General features: G+C 51.7%; 13 protein-coding genes. 12 read left to right on the forward strand and 1 reads right to left on the reverse strand.

Going from position 1 to position 15488, the window contains the following annotated elements; translation table 11 throughout:
* Positions 1-5 precede the first annotated feature (5 nt).
* The 12 genes from AC0YNX_RS18700 (at position 6) to AC0YNX_RS18755 (ending at position 14419) form a co-directional block, all read left to right on the forward strand.
* Positions 6-770, forward strand: coding sequence for an SDR family NAD(P)-dependent oxidoreductase (locus tag AC0YNX_RS18700; RefSeq protein ID WP_475817214.1), 765 nt, complete (start codon positions 6-8; stop codon positions 768-770).
* A gap of 251 nt (positions 771-1021) precedes the next feature.
* Positions 1022-1891, forward strand: a complete 870-nt coding sequence (locus tag AC0YNX_RS18705; protein WP_475817215.1) for a DMT family transporter — start codon at positions 1022-1024, stop codon at positions 1889-1891.
* A gap of 33 nt (positions 1892-1924) precedes the next feature.
* Complete coding sequence (locus AC0YNX_RS18710; RefSeq protein ID WP_475817216.1) at positions 1925-2761, forward strand: phytanoyl-CoA dioxygenase family protein; 837 nt, start codon at positions 1925-1927, stop codon at positions 2759-2761.
* A gap of 85 nt (positions 2762-2846) precedes the next feature.
* Positions 2847-3920, forward strand: coding sequence for a Gfo/Idh/MocA family protein (locus AC0YNX_RS18715; RefSeq protein WP_475817217.1), 1074 nt, complete (start codon positions 2847-2849; stop codon positions 3918-3920).
* Between the two features lie 46 nt (positions 3921-3966).
* Entirely contained in the window at positions 3967-4776 is an 810-nt protein-coding gene (locus AC0YNX_RS18720; protein ID WP_475817218.1) for a sugar phosphate isomerase/epimerase family protein, read from the forward strand.
* A complete protein-coding gene (locus AC0YNX_RS18725; RefSeq protein WP_475817219.1) occupies positions 4776-6929 on the forward strand; it encodes a glycoside hydrolase family 3 N-terminal domain-containing protein in 2154 nt (717 codons plus the stop codon). The genes AC0YNX_RS18720 and AC0YNX_RS18725 overlap by 1 nt, the downstream gene beginning before the upstream one ends.
* A 345-nt stretch (positions 6930-7274) precedes the next feature.
* Complete coding sequence (locus tag AC0YNX_RS18730) at positions 7275-8264, forward strand: LacI family DNA-binding transcriptional regulator (RefSeq protein WP_475817220.1); 990 nt, start codon at positions 7275-7277, stop codon at positions 8262-8264.
* Between the two features lie 76 nt (positions 8265-8340).
* A complete protein-coding gene (locus AC0YNX_RS18735) occupies positions 8341-9300 on the forward strand; it encodes an ABC transporter permease (RefSeq protein ID WP_475817221.1) in 960 nt (319 codons plus the stop codon).
* Positions 9301-9318: 18 nt separating this feature from the next.
* Positions 9319-10260, forward strand: a complete 942-nt coding sequence (locus AC0YNX_RS18740; RefSeq protein WP_475817222.1) for a carbohydrate ABC transporter permease — start codon at positions 9319-9321, stop codon at positions 10258-10260.
* A 52-nt stretch (positions 10261-10312) separates the two neighbouring features.
* Positions 10313-12235 (forward strand): hypothetical protein, encoded by a 1923-nt coding sequence (locus AC0YNX_RS18745; RefSeq protein ID WP_475817223.1) that lies wholly within the window; start codon positions 10313-10315, stop codon positions 12233-12235.
* 93 nt (positions 12236-12328) lie between these two features.
* Positions 12329-13396, forward strand: a complete 1068-nt coding sequence (locus AC0YNX_RS18750) for a Gfo/Idh/MocA family protein (protein ID WP_475817224.1) — start codon at positions 12329-12331, stop codon at positions 13394-13396.
* Between the two features lie 66 nt (positions 13397-13462).
* Complete coding sequence (locus AC0YNX_RS18755) at positions 13463-14419, forward strand: D-2-hydroxyacid dehydrogenase (protein WP_475817225.1); 957 nt, start codon at positions 13463-13465, stop codon at positions 14417-14419.
* A 491-nt stretch (positions 14420-14910) separates the two neighbouring features.
* On the opposite strand, the gene AC0YNX_RS18760 is transcribed toward AC0YNX_RS18755, so the two are convergent.
* Complete coding sequence (locus AC0YNX_RS18760; protein ID WP_475817226.1) at positions 14911-15201, reverse strand: hypothetical protein; 291 nt, start codon at positions 15199-15201, stop codon at positions 14911-14913.
* Positions 15202-15488: the final 287 nt, after the last annotated feature.

Here is a 15488-nt window from a genome sequence, read left to right on the forward strand (position 1 = left end):
AGAAGATGATCGGACTGAATTTAAGCGGTCGCACGGCACTGGTTACCGGTGCTACAGGCGAGCTAGGACGAGTGATGGTGCGGACGCTTGCTGCATGCGGAGCAGACGTTGTAATCCAATACAATAACAATGAGGCAAAGGCGCAGGAGCTTAAGGCGGAGATTGAAGCTACAGGCAGACGTGCAATCATCGTACAAGCCGACATTACCGATGAGCAATCGATCTATGCCATGAGAGATAAGGTTACAGCAGAAATCGGCCACGTCGATATCGTTGTGGCAAATGCTGTCATTCAATATCAGTGGACGTCCGTGCTCGAGCAGGCTGCGGAGGATTATGTCAGCCAATTCGAATCCTGCGTCCTGCAGAGCGTCTTCCTTGCGAAGGCGTTCGTCCCGGCGATGATCGAGAAAGGCGCAGGCCGAATGATAGGCATCAATACCGAATGCGCGATGCAGAACTTCCCGACTCAATCCGCTTATGTCGCCGGCAAGCGCGGCATGGACGGCGTATACCGTATTCTCGCTAAGGAAGTTGGCGTACATCAGATTACGGTGAACCAGATTGCTCCAGGATGGACGATCTCCGAGCGCGATCGCACGAATGGTACGGAGAAGAGCGAGAGCTACGAGGCAAGCGTTGCACTGAAACGCCGCGGAACCGACCAAGAAATTGCGAACGCTGTCGCTTTCCTTGCATCCGATCTGGCGAGCTTCATCACTGGCGCATACATCCCTGTGTGCGGCGGTAACGTGATGCCTACCATCTAACAGCCATCTTAAGTTGTATTCGAAGGGGTCTCAGTGGAGGCGCCCTTCTTTTTTTGATCATTTTACACACATTCAAGCATTAGTGAAATGCCCAGTGAACTGCCTCTTTTTGCTTGTGCATTCGTGAATGCTCGTTATTTCGCTCATTTGCTTCATTTGCAAATTAATCTGTTTTTGAAGTACCATAACGCATTAGTATGGTACCCTTGCAGCTCTTAGCAGTTGCGCGTGCAGAGGAGCAAACGCTTACTATGGATCAAGCCTTTCTCGTGTCTATGCTGCTAGTGATCGCATCTGGCCTGATCAATGCGGTCAACGGGTTCTTCACGAAGAGAAGCATGGATAAAGCGGTCTTCCTCGGTTCGATGATCGGACTTGCAGGAATCGTGCTTCTGCCGCACTTTGTGATCGAAATGTGGGGTGCCAATTTACCGCCAATTGCATATGTTCTGTTCATACTCTCCATGCTAATCGAGGGACTAAACGGCTACTTGTTGTCGAAAGCCTATATTTTCGGAGATTTGTCGCAGGTCTATCCGATCATGCGCGGAACAGGGGTGATCTTCACCCCGATCGTTGGCGTTCTGTTTCTTGGCGAGTCGCTTACTCCTTGGGGCTGGCTCGGCATTGCCGGCATCACGGCAGGCATCTTTCTTCTTAGCGGATGGCAGACTGGCGCCGCTTCGAAGACGGACAAGCAGCTTGCGATGCGTCCGGTTCTCTTCGCCGTCTCCGTCGGATTATGCATTACCGGCTATACGGTCGTGGACAAATTGGCGCTCGAGTATATTAGCCCGCTGTCGCTTCTTGAAGTCGGCAATTTCGGGTTTGTGCTCGTCTTCTTGCCGCAGCTGCTGAGGCGGGAGCTTGTGCGCCGAGAGTTTGCCCTTAACGGCAAATTTATTGTGCTTGCAGCCGTTTGCGCCCCATCTTCCTATTTGCTGTTCCTCATTGCCATGAATATGGCGCCTGTTTCGCATCTTGCGCCTGTGCGCGAGATCGGTACAGTGTTCGCTGCTATGCTCGGCGTGTGGCTGCTGAAGGAGAGGCAAGGCTGGAAACGGATTGTTAGTGCCGCGATGATCGTATTAGGCATCAGCTTAATCGGGATTGGCGGATAATAGATTATAATCAGGATTGGAGAGAACGAAACAATGAGAATCAAATTGACTGAGCAAGAATTGGCAACTGGCGTCTTGAGCCCAGAAATGCTGGAAACAGCAGCAGAGCAAGTACGTGTTAACGGCTATGTCCTTTTTGAGAAAGTACTAAGCGATGAGAAAATCAAAGGTATTCGCGATGCATTCGATCCGATCTTCGACGAGTTTATCGAGAAGCGCGGCTACAACACGGGTACGAACCGTGCCCAAATGTTCCTGCCTTTCATGCAGCCATTCATCGATGAGGAAGTAATTGCGCATCCAATCGTGATGAGCGTCATTGAGAAAGTACTTGGCAAAGGCTTCAACTGCTCGTACTTCGCATCTGACACGCCAATGCCGGGCTCTGACTACCAAGCTGTACACTGCGACATCATGCCGCTGTTCCCGGAATTGACAGTTCCACTGCCGCCGTTCAGCCTTGTCGTAAACATTCCGCTTGTTGATGTTACAGAGGAGAACGGACCGCTTGAAGTATGGCCTGGCGGCACGCATCTGAACCCAGACAACGCGAACCATGATACGCTTGACGGCAGTGTGAACCCGAACCTGCACATTGTACGCGCAGCAGAAGGCATGCATTCCGAGAAAGTATTCATGCCAGCGGGCTCAATCGTCATCCGCGATATCCGCATGTGGCACCGCGGCACGCCGAACCGTTCGGACTACCGCCGTACGAACCTTGCAATGATCTACAACCGTCACTGGTACCAATCGAGCTGCCATACGCAAATTCCGCGTGAAACTTACGATACGCTGTCCAAGAAAGCACAAGAAGTCGTTCGCAATTTCCGTATCGGCCAACCGGCGCAAATGCCTTGGGAGCTGTAGTTTCAAATTTTGATTTTTAACTTTATTAATTAATTAGGTTAGCAAATGCAAATTGTGTTCAAATTCATGAGTAGAGGTGAATGTCATGCGTTTTTACTTAGTCGGTGCAGGTGTTATTAACCGCACACACGCAGAAGCCATTTATAAGCTGGAAGACCAATCTTCAATCGAAATTAAAGTCGCAGACCCGAATCCGGCTGCGCTTGCAAGCTTCGCAGAGCAATTCCCGCAAGCAGTGACGTTTACAGATGCGAAAGAAATGCTGAGCGAAGAGCCGCAAGCAGACGATATCGTTATCGTTGGCACGCCTCCGTTCACTCACTTCCCATTGTCGAAGATGGCGCTGGAATCGGGCCGTCACACGCTTTGCGAGAAGCCTCTTGTGATGAACCGCGAAGAAGCGGAAGGTCTGCTTGAAATTGCCAAAGCAAACAACCGCATGCTAGGCTGCTGCTCCGTCCGTTTCCTGCAAGTGCCGAAGACAGAGCAAGTGAAGAACATCTTGAACTCCGGAGAGCTTGGCGATGTGTACAAGATCTCGTTCGTATTCCGCGGTCAGCGCGGTCGTCCGGGCGTGGAATGGCAACCGCAGAGCCGTTGGTTCTTGGATAAATCCAAGGCAGCAGGCGGAATCATTATGGACTGGGGCCCTTACGACTTCACGATTCTGAATGACCTTCTTCAACCAGAGAGCATTGAAGTGGCTGCGGCTTGGACTGCGAAGCCAGAAACAGAAGCTGATCCGACGGATGTCGTGTATGACATCGAAGGCGCTGTCGGCGCAATGCTGAAATTCCAGCAAGCAGACGGCAAGTCCGTATGGGTACAATACGAGCGTGCTTCCTGTACGCATGGCGAGCCGTACTTCACGGTTGAAATCGAAGGTACTCGCGGCGCTGTGAAATGGTCCCCTTACTTCGAAACGGATCAAGTGTTGGTGAAATCCGATAAAAACGGAGAAGTTGTTACGCAAGAAGACACGATTCCTTACCCAGGTTCGATCGGCTATATGGACCACCCTGTACACTTCTTCGCGCAGAAAGTGAAAGGCCACCAGTCGCCAGCAATCGTGAACGAGCAAGCGATCTTTAACTTTTTGGTCCTGCAATCCATCTATGACAGCGCAAATGGCCAAAAGCCGGTTGTTCTGAAGAAATAAGAGCTGCTTAAGCAAGAGGAAGAAAGAAGGAAAGGGGAACAAACACATGATTACTAGCAAAGGTTTTTCCACAGGTCTTTACGGGTACCAGGTTGAATACTGGAAAGATGGCAAAGATCCGTCGATGGAAGAGATTTTCCGCGCTTGTGCGAATGCAGGCATGAATGCGCTTGAAATCGACCCAACTCCAGAGCTGCTTAACTTGGCGAAGCAATTCGGCCTCGCTGTGTCCGGCAGTTACGTTGGTCTTCAGCTTCACGAGCCGTTCGAGAAGCTGAACATCGAAGAGACAGTACTGCCAGTGGCAAAGCGTCTGGCTGAAGTTGGCGCTACGGATCTGGTTATTAACGCGGATCCAAAGGGCGGCTGGGATGCGCCTGAACTGAAGACCGAAGAGGAGTTCAAGCAACAAGGCGTGAACCTCACTCGTATTGCCGACGCCGTGCGCGGGCACGGTCTGAAAGTGAGCATGCATAACCATGCTTCGGACAAGCATAATGCAGAGGGCGACCTCCGTTCGGTTATTGATTATGCGAGCCAAGATGTCGGTCTGTGTGTTGATACAGGTTGGGCGCATGTTGCAGGCATGAATCCGGTGGATATGCTGAAGGCTTATCCGGACCGTATCTATGCCTTCCACTTCCGCAATCAATTCGGACGCGTGCCGAGCGAGGATCTCTCTGTCGGGGAAGTTGACATGAAGGAACTGATTGCGGTTGCATCTGAAATTGGCTATAACGGCTGGCTGACGTTCGAGCTTCTGCATGAAGAAGCGACGAATGCGAAGCAGACGCTGGAGGAAGCAACAGCATCGTCGATCGCATTCTTGAACGCAAGCATCAAGGAGCTTGGCTAATGGAACAGGTGGACAAGAACCGATTGAAGACTCCGTTCCTCTCGGATGCCGAGACGGAAGCTGCGATTGATGCATTGCTCGGTGAAATGACGCTGCAAGAGAAGATCGGCCAGCTCACGCAGCTTGGCACATTCGACGAAGAGACCGATGGCGAGCTCATCGAAGAAGGCATGGTCGGTTCTTTGCTCGGCATTCGCGGCGCGGACAGCGTGAATGAAATTCAGCGTGTAGCTGTAGAGGAATCGCGTCTCGGGATTCCTCTGCTGTTCGCCGATGATGTTATTCACGGCTACCGCTCGACATTCCCGATCCCGCTTGCGGAAGCAAGCAGCTGGAATTCGGAATTGCTGGAAGAGACGGCTGCGATCGCAGCGCGTGAAGCTTCGTCCGACGGCATTAACTGGATCTTGGCGCCGATGGTTGACATCGCGCGCGATGCCAGATGGGGCCGGATCGCAGAAGGTGCCGGCGAAGATCCGTTCCTTGGTTCAGTCGTTGCGGCAGCGCGGGTAAGAGGCATTCAGCGCAATGATTGGACGGACCGTCCGCATATTATGGCGTGTCCGAAGCATTTTGCCGCTTATGGTCTTGCCGAAGGCGGAAGAGACTATAATACAGTCGACATCTCGGAGACTCGGATGCGTGAGACGTACTTCCCGCCGTTCCAAGCGGCGCTTGACGCTGGCGCAGGTACGATTATGGCGGCGTTCAACGAGGTGAACGGCGTTCCGGCTTCCGGAAACCGCTGGCTGCTGAAGGATGTCCTTCAAGGCGAGTGGAATTTCCAAGGCTTTGTTGTCAGCGACTGGGAATCGGTGGATGAACTCGTTCAGCACGGGTATTCCGCCGACCGGGAGCAAGCGGGCAGCGCAGCTGTGAATGCGGGTATGCACATGGATATGCACTCGCTGATCTACCATGAGCATCTCGCGAATCTCAACCAGAAAGGCGAAGTTTCGCTCGAAGTGATTGATGATGCGGTTCGCCGGATCTTGCGAGTGAAATACCGTCTTGGCTTGTTCACACATCCATATACGAGCAATAAGCTCGCAAGCACATACATGCTGAATCCGGAGCACTTGGAGACGGCGCGCGAGATGGCACGCCAATCCATCGTGCTGCTGAGGAACGAGGGCCAGCTGCTGCCAATCGCACCTTCCGTGCGTAAACTGGCTGTTATCGGACCGCTTGCGGAGGATGTTGAAGCACAGCTCGGCTGCTGGCGTGGACAAGGCAGACCGGAGGATGTCGTCTCCGTTCTGGCGGGCATTCGTTCGCTTGCCGAAGCGCAGCAGACCGAAGTGGTCTACACGGCAGGCAGCGGCATTAATTCGGGAGACGAAGCAGAGCTTGCTAGAGCGGTGCGTCTGGCTGGGGAGAGCGAGCTCGCGATTCTCGTGCTTGGAGAGTCTGCCGATATGAGCGGCGAGAACAATAGCCGCGTGTCGCTGGACATTCCGGCTCCGCAGATGAAGCTGCTCCAAGCTATTCACGCGACAGGCGTGCCTGTTGTGCTCGTGCTGGCGAATGGTCGTCCGCTCACCATCGAATGGGCTGACGCTCATATTCCGGCTATTGTTAACGGCTGGCACCTCGGCTTGCAAGCGGGTCCTGCTATCGCAGACGTGCTGTTCGGCGCGGTGAATCCAAGCGGCAAGCTGCCAGTCACGTTCCCAAGACACTCCGGCCAAGTGCCGATTTATTACAACGCGAAGAAGACAGGCCGTCCGCAGATGAAGCGTTATGCAGATGCTGCCGTGACGCCGCTGTACCCGTTCGGTCATGGCCTGAGCTACACGAGCTTCAGCTACGATGAGCTTCAGGTGGAACAAGCTAGCGTTAAGTTAGGTGAATCCATTACCGTAACGGCTCGGATCAGCAACACCGGGGATCGTGACGGCGTTGAGATTGTTCAGCTGTACATTTGCGATGTAGCGGCAAGTGTGACACGGCCCGTGAAGGAACTCAAAGGCTTCAGCCGCCTAGAGCTGAAAGCTGGAGAGAGCCGTACCGTGACGTTCACTCTTGGCGAGAAGGAGCTTGGTTTCGTTAACGGAAAGCATGAGTTTGTCGTGGAACCGGGCAAATTCAATGTGTGGATCGGTCCAAGCAGTGCAGAAGGCTTGGAAGGATCGTTTGAAATAGTCGGATAAAGTTGTAAGAGAGAAGGGGGGGAGTCCCGTTACTACTAGGGCTTTCCCTTTTCTGTTTTGAATCGTTTCACCAGTTGGAGGTTGTCTTGAGGGATGCGAACCAAGATTACATAAATTTACGACATAATCCGACTAAAATTTACTCTTTTAAAAGCGATTACATTGTGATATTATTGCTGAGGTGAAACGTTTCTACAATGTTCGACAATGTCAGAACGGTATGAAACTACCATGATTTGCTTTGTTTATTACACTTGACTCGGTTTTGAAAGCGTTTCAGAACCATTTTTTTTGAATCAATGTGAAACGTTTCAACAACCTGATGAAAGTGAGGGAACTAAATACATGGCTGCAACGATAAAAGACGTTGCCAGGATAGCTGGAGTCGCCGTTTCCACAGTCTCTTATGCGCTCAACAACTCGCCTAAGATCAGTGAAGAGACACGCAAGAAAGTTGTCCGTGCCGCTGAATCGCTCAACTACCGTCCGAGCAACGCAGCGCGAAACTTGAAGAAGAAGAAGAGTGAAACGATCGGGCTGTTCTTGTATAGCCTGGGAGGTCCATTTTACAGCCAGTTGATTGAGGGCATTCAAGAAGTCGTCGCCTCTTACAACTACAACTTGATTGTGTGCAGTACCTTCGGCGGAGAGAACAGTTCTGCTCACCGATTCTTGAGAGAGAAATTTGTTGATGGCGCCATCATCATGGGTACGCCAATCTCCGATAGCCTGATTCTTCAAGTAGCAGGCAAAGATTTTCCCATCGTCGTGCTCGACCGGGAGCTCAACTCGGACTATGTTCGAAGCGTTCTCATTGACGATGAGCAAGGCGCTTACGATGCGGTTACCCATCTGATCAAGCTGGGCAGACGCAAGATCGAGTTCCTCAGCGGTCCGTTGTTCACGATTGATAACATCAATCGCTACGAAGGCTACAAGCGTGCGATGGACGAGCATAATCTTCCGTACTCGCGTGAAATTGTTATGCAAGGTAACTGCACCGAGACTTCGGGGTATCAAGCCATGAAGCTGATGCTAGCCGGAAGCGAAATTCCGGACGCGGTTTTCGCCGCGAATGACGAGATGGCCATCGGTGCCATAAGAGCTTTGAACGAAGCGAATCTCAGTGTGCCGGAGCATGTAGCCGTCGTCGGTTTCGATAACATTCATCAAAGTTCTTATGTAAGACCTTCGCTCACAACGGTCGGACATTCCAGGTACGAGCTTGGCGCAATTGCGACACAATGTTTATTTAACTCTTCTCCTAAGGACAATTCCATTGTTCTTCCAACCGAGCTTGTCATCCGGCAATCCTGCGGTATGGGAGTGAGCTAATCAATAATAGGGCATCAACTACAGCAAAGAGTAAGATTATGGCGCACGAGCATACTTGAAAGAGGAGGAATCACTAATGGCTACAATCACCGACAAAACTCATGTCCCTGCAAAAAAGAAGAAGCGTGGCATTGAAATGAAAAATGTTTCTGTGCTGTATCTCTTTTTGGCCCCTGCAATCATTCTGACGTTCATCTTCGCGTACTTGCCGATGTTCTCGAACTATATCGCATTTCTCGATTATGACTTTAATAAAGGGTGGTTCGGCTTCGGAAGCAAATTCGTCGGTTTCGACAATTTCGCGAAGTTCCTCACTGATCACAAGTTCTACACTCTGATTGGCCGGACGCTGCTTTACAGTGTCACGATGATGATTGCCACGTTCCCGGCTCCGCTAATTCTGGCGCTTCTGCTTAACGAGCTGCGCGGCGAACGATTCAAGAAGATTGTACAAACAACGTCCTATATTCCTCACTTTGTATCGTGGGTAACGGTTGCCGGTTTGTTCTACATGTTCTTGACGGTAGACGCGACGGGTATTATCAACAACCTTCGCCAATTGATTGATCCGGCTGCTGAGCGTATTTCTTTCATGCAGGATGCGCACAATTTCTTGCCGGTACTCGTTATTTCGGAAATATGGAAAGAAACAGGCTGGGGTACGATTCTTTATCTCGCAGCGCTGACAACTATTGATCCGCAGCAATATGAAGCGGCACAGGTCGATGGCGCAAGCCGCTGGCAGCGTCTATGGTACATTACATTGCCAGGCCTGATTCCAACGATGTGTATCCTATTGATCTTCTCTCTGAGCGGGTTGCTCGCAACGAACTTCGACCAAGTGTTCAACTTGCAAAATAAGATGATCCGTCTGGATACGGATACGATCGGCGTTTACACGTACTACCAAGGTTTGGTCAGCGGTCAATATTCATACTCCGCTGCGGTCGGTCTATTCCAAGGCATCATATCCTTTATTCTTATTATGGCTACGAACTACACGACGAAGAAACTTAGCAATGTAGGCATCGTCTAAGGAAAGGGGCGACATCACGTGTCAAAAGCAATTAGCTTGAAAGCAAACCGAATTAAACGGAGCACAGGTGAACGCACCTTCGATACCGTTAACATACTGATTATGCTCGTCTGGGCAGTTACCGCGATTTATCCGTTTTGGTACATCCTTGTTATGTCATTCAATACGGGAGCGGATGCTGCAGCAGGTCCAATCTGGTTCTTCCCGCGTGTGTTCACGCTTGAGAATTATGCGTTCGTGTTCCAGTATGAACGTCTGCAAACGGCGTTTGTCGTCACTGCGCTGCGCTGCGTCATCGGTCCGGTGCTATCGGTTATGGTGACCATGATGGCGGCGTTCGCGCTCTCGAAGCGCTTCCTGCCAGGCCGTAAAGCGCTATTATTCTTCTTCATGATCCCAATGTTTATCGCGGGTACTATTATTTCGAACTATGTTGTTATTTCGAAGCTTCACTTGATTAACAACTTCCTTGTATACGTGCTTCCAGGCGCTTTCGCATTCTTCAGCATGGTTATCATGCGGACGCATATCGAAGAATTGCCTGCTGAGCTGCAAGAATCCGCAATGATCGATGGCGCAGGCTATGGCCGTATTTTCTTCCAGATTATTTTGCCTCTGTCCATGCCAATCATTGCTGCATTCGCTTTCTTTGCAGTCGTGGGCAACTGGCTCGACTACTACACGAACTTGATTTACGTAACCGACCGCGGACTCAGTACGCTGCAGTATGTGCTCTACGAAATCATTAACCGTGCAGAAGCGAACACGCTGATCGACTTTACGAAGACAAGCGGCGCGCAAGCACGCCGGCTTATGGCGCAGCAGAACAATTCCGTTCCTACGCCAGAGGTTATCAAGATGACAGTCATGGTTGTCGTTACATTCCCGCTGCTGTTCATCTACCCGTTCTTCCAGAAGTACTTCGTTAAAGGGATGTTGACTGGTGCGGTTAAGGCATAACGCCTTAGCCCATCTAAGTTAATAGATATTAATCTAGGGGAGGATTTTATTTATGAAAAAGGTTATGGCACCTATGCTGGCTGCTGTTCTTGCCGTTTCTCTTGCCGGCTGCGGCAGTTCGGATAACGCTTCGAACAACAATGGCTCATCCGCTGGCGGCAACACAGCTGCGAACTCGGGTCCAGTAGATCCAGCAAGCTTCAAAGAAATGCACCTGGAAGTTCTCGGCAATTTGCCGACGAACCCGCGTAAGCCGGTTGAAGACAAATTGACGCCAATCTGGCGCGACAAGACGAAGGTCATTCCTGACTTCATCGAAATCCCTGCGAATACAGACATTAAGAGCTGGCTGCAAATGCAGATCCTTGCAGACACCGTTCCGGCGGTAATCGCAAACCAGAATGGTATCGCTGATGATGCCGCAAACATGGAAATGCTGAAAAAAGCAGGCATGGCTCGCGAAATTACACTTGATGAAATTAAAAAATATATGCCTTTGACAGCAGCTCGTCTAGCTGACCTTGGCGTTACTGTTGAGCAATGGTACCAAGCAAGCGTTGACCCAGCTGACGGCAAAATGTGGTCGATTCCGTCCATGCCAAGCCCGCTGCTGAAAGATGAATATCGTAAAACGCCTTACGGCGATGCAATTCTCGGTAACGGCGGTTACGGCGTATGGATGCGTGATGACATCTTGAAGAAGGTTTATCCGAACGTCATGAGCGCTGCTGACCTGAAGAAACTTGCAATCGCAAACAAAGGTCAATTGTCGCTTGAGCAAATCGACGATGTGCCGATCAAGAACCTGGATGATCTGAACGGTTACCTGGAGAAAGTGAAAGCGCTCAACCTGTCGGAGAACGGTAAAACAATTACACCGGCACACTTGCAATTCGAGAACTCCCGCGGCGCACTGTATTGGTCCCTGTTCACGGCAACTGGCCTGAACATGAGCCAAGCTTATCCGCTTATTATCAATGAATCGAAGAACCAATACCAAGATTTCGAGCTTACGCCTGAATGGAAGAACTATATTTCCTTCATGAACAAAGGCTTCAAAGACGGCTTGTTCGGTAAAGAGTTCTACATCCAGAAGAACGAACAGCGCGATGCGAAAATCATCAATGGTGAGTACGCAGTTGTTAACATGTGGGCGCCAATCGCTGCGAACAAAGATAAAGTCAAAGGCAAGTATGACTGGAGATTCATTCCGATCTTCGCGAATGATCTGGATCCGAACGTACAAGATGCGGCGAACCAATACTTCCCGCTGACAACCAAATGGAATTCCAAAGTCATCAACCCTAAGAAAGTGTCTGAAGAGCAAATTCCACAAATCCTGAACTGGATCGACTGGAACAACTCGCTTGAAGCTGCTGAGCTTCGCGCTTGGGGTACGCCTGACATGTACACTGGCAACGGCATGGACCGTCGTTACAAGCCAGAGTTCAAGAAAGTAGAAGAGTACAAGCTAGTTGGCAAGACGGATGAAACAGGCGACGGCTGGTACTACGGTATCCAAGGTCAAGACAACACAATGACGAACCCTGAAGTTTACGGTCTTGCGCAAGCGGGCGAGATGTCTTATGTCTACAATCCGCAAGTTGTCTATCCGTTCAGCGAAGCGAACTACGATCAGAATACGCTTGTGAACACGGCATGGCAGAAGCATAACCTGAAGAGCATGACTCTCTACGCGGAGCTTCCGGTAGACGAAGCAACTCGCCAAGCGAAAGCAGAGTGGGAATCAATCAACACAGACTTCACGAACAACCTGGTTGCTCCTCACAACGATGAGCTGGACAACCTGATTGTTAAAGCGATCACAGGTCCAGTTGAGAAGTTCGACGCGAACTTCAAAGATTACACGGATGTTCTGGCGGGCAGCGACGTTGCTGACGGCTTGACGAAGATGAAGGACGCTTGGATGAAATACTACAAGCTGCGTCAAGGTTTCTTGAAGAAGCTTAACTAATACAAAATGATTCCGGCAGGAAGCAGGCTCTAGCCTTACGGTTAGAGCCTGCCTGCCAAATGAGCGGTTGATATAATGGGGAGGATGTTTGAGATGACGAAGAAATTGAAGGTTGGCGTAATCGGTGCAGGAGGTATTTTTCAATGGGCGCATTCTGAGCCTCTGAAGAACCATCCTGAGCTGGAAATCGTCGCGATCTGCGATATCGATCTGGAGAAAGCAAAGGCAGCGGCTGAGCAGCACGGCATTCCGCAAGCATTCAGCGACTACCGTGATGTCATTGCGCTTGCAGATGTTGACATCATTGATATTTGCACGCCGAACTTGTTCCACTCCGAAATCGCGGTTGCTGCGCTCGAAGCGGGCAAACACGTATTCTGCGAGAAGCCAGACGCTGTTAGCGTAGAAGAGGCACTTCGCATGAAGGACGCTATGGAGAAGAGCGGCAAGAAGCTGATGGTTATGCGTAACAATCGTTTCCGTCCGGCATCCCAATACATCAAGAAATGGATCGATCAAGGCAACATGGGCGAAGCTTATGCTGGTCGCTGCGGATGGACTCGTCGCCGCGGTATTCCTGGCAAGGGCGGCTGGTTTACGACGAAGGAATTGTCCGGCGGCGGACCGCTTATCGACCTTGGCGTTCACTTCATCGACCTTGCAATGTGGTTCATGGGCAATCCGAAGCCAGTATCCGTTACCGGTGCGACATACACGAAATTCGCAGATGCTGACGATATCGCTGGCTCCGAGCACAGCAAATTCGGTTCCAAGTCCGAAGACGAAGGTACTTTCGACGTTGAAGATTTGGCAATCGGCTTCATCCGTTTCGAGAACGGCGCTTCGCTGCAAATCGAATTCAGCTGGGCATCGAACATTGAAGAAGAAGAGAACTTCGTAGAGCTGCGCGGCACGAAAGCGGGCATTAAGTTCAGCAACGGCAAGCTTGGTATCTTCGGCGAAGACCAAGGCGTCGTAACAGATACATTCCCGCATACTGGCCAAGATTCCGGCGGTCACGGCGAGCACCTTGCTCACTTCGTAGACGTTGTACAAGGCCGTGCGGAGGCAATCAACTCGATTGACCAAGGCGTTGACATGATCAAAATCCTATCTGCAATCTATGAGTCCGCTAGTACAGGTTCCGAAGTTAAACTGTAAGAGATGGGTATTATCTGGAACCGGCCCTGTGGGCCGGTTTTTAGTTATAGGAAAGGAGGCGGCGTAATGCGCAAGCTGGTATGTGTTTATGATTTGGAGCCTCAGCACCGGGAGCGGATTGCGGCAGCGGCGCCTGGATTTGAGATCGTCTACGGCGATCAAGCGGAGAGTGCGCTCGCTGATCACCTCGCGGAAGCGGAGGTAGTAGCAGGCTGGAGCGAGCTGGCGGAGTTGCATGCGTTGAAGCCGGGCGGAGCGCTGCGCTGGGTGCAGGCATGGGGCGCGGGTGTGGAGCAGATGCCTTTTGATGCTTTTGCAGCCGGCGAAGTGATGCTGACGAATGCGAGCGGCGTTCATGCGAACGCGATATCGGAGACGGTGCTCGGCATGATGCTCGCTTTTACTAGGAAGCTGCATCTGACGATGCGCAATCAGGTGGAGAAGAAGTGGGATTGGATCGGCGGGCTGGGCGAGATACATGGCAAGACGCTCGGCATTGTCGGTGTCGGCGCAATCGGCGAGGAGCTGGCTCGGCTGGCGCAAGCGTTTCAGATGCGCGTCCTCGGCGTGCGAAACTCTGCTCAGCCATCGCCATTTGTGGATGCGATGTATGGCGCAAGCGGGCTGGACCAGCTGCTTCGGGAGAGCGATTACGTTGTCGTGACGCTGCCGATCACGAAGGAAACGGAAGGGCTGTTCGACCGCGCCAAGTTCGCACTTATGAAGCCTGGCGCGTTCTTCGTGAACATCGGTCGAGGCCAGACTGTCGTCACCGATGATCTTGTCGACGCGCTGGAGCGAGGCGTGATCGCCGGCGCAGGGCTCGACGTCTTCGATCCGGAGCCGCTGCCGGAATCGCATCCGCTGTGGACGATGGAGAACGTCATCCTGACGCCGCATAACTCCGGCAATTCGATCTACTACACAGACCGTGCTGTCGATATTCTCGTCGACAACTTGCATAGCTACATCGAAAGCGGCGAGCCTCACCGCAATCAGGTGAGCTTGAAGAATCGGTATTAGGCGCTCGGCTCTAGTAGAGCGCTTATGAAATGTGCAGAAATGCGTAAACCCGGCTGTTTGCAGCCGGGTTTAATTGTGGAGATTCGAGGTGTGTGGCTCGCTTCAACCAACGTGAAGCTGCTAATATCGCCAACTTCACTCACCTCGCATCCCGCCAAGCACCCCAAGCACCCCAAGCACCCCAAGCACCCAGCCCCAAGCACCCCAAGCACCCCAAACACCCCAAGCACCCCAAGCACCCCAAGCACCCCAAGCACCCCAAGCACCCAAGCACCCCAAGCACCCCAAGCACCCCAAGCACCCCAAGCACCCCAAGCACCCCAAGCACCCCAAGCATCCCAAGCACCCCAAGTACCCCAAGTACCCCAAGTACCCCAAGTACCCCAAGTACCCCAAGTACCCCAAGTACCCCAAGTACCCCAAGTACCCCAAGTACCCCAAGTACCCTAAGTAACCCAAGTAACCCAAGCAACCCAAGCAACCCAAGCAACTCATGCCCCCAAGCACCCAGCACCCAGCACCAGCACCAGCACCAGCACCAACACCAACACCAACACCAACACCAACACCAACACCAACACCAACACCAACACCAACACCAGCACCAACACCAACACCAACACAACACCAGCACCAGCACCAGCACCAGCACCAGCACCAGCACCAACACCAACACCAGCACCAGCGCCAGCGCCAGCACCAGCACCAGCACCAACACCAACACCAACACTAGCACCAACACCAGCACCCAGCAACCATCGCACTCTCGCGACTACGCGCATCCCACGCACCTCTCGTGCATAACTCACACAACACATCGCACGCAGCCAACACACTAGGCATTCTTGCACACTCGTTTCATCATGCTAACGGATCGTAGAAACCTTATTACTCCAAAAATCGCCCTCTGGGAATTCTAACGGATCCTACAAACGTTATTTGCTTCATTTACTGCCCTAAGCAGCTGTTTTGCACGTAATAACGTCTCTGTGATCCGTTAGAGTTTGAAAACGTTCGTTTTCGGCCGAATAGCGCCTCTGTGATCCGTTAGAACTGGGCGACGAGGGAG

The organism is Paenibacillus sp. J31R98, assembly GCF_056269245.1.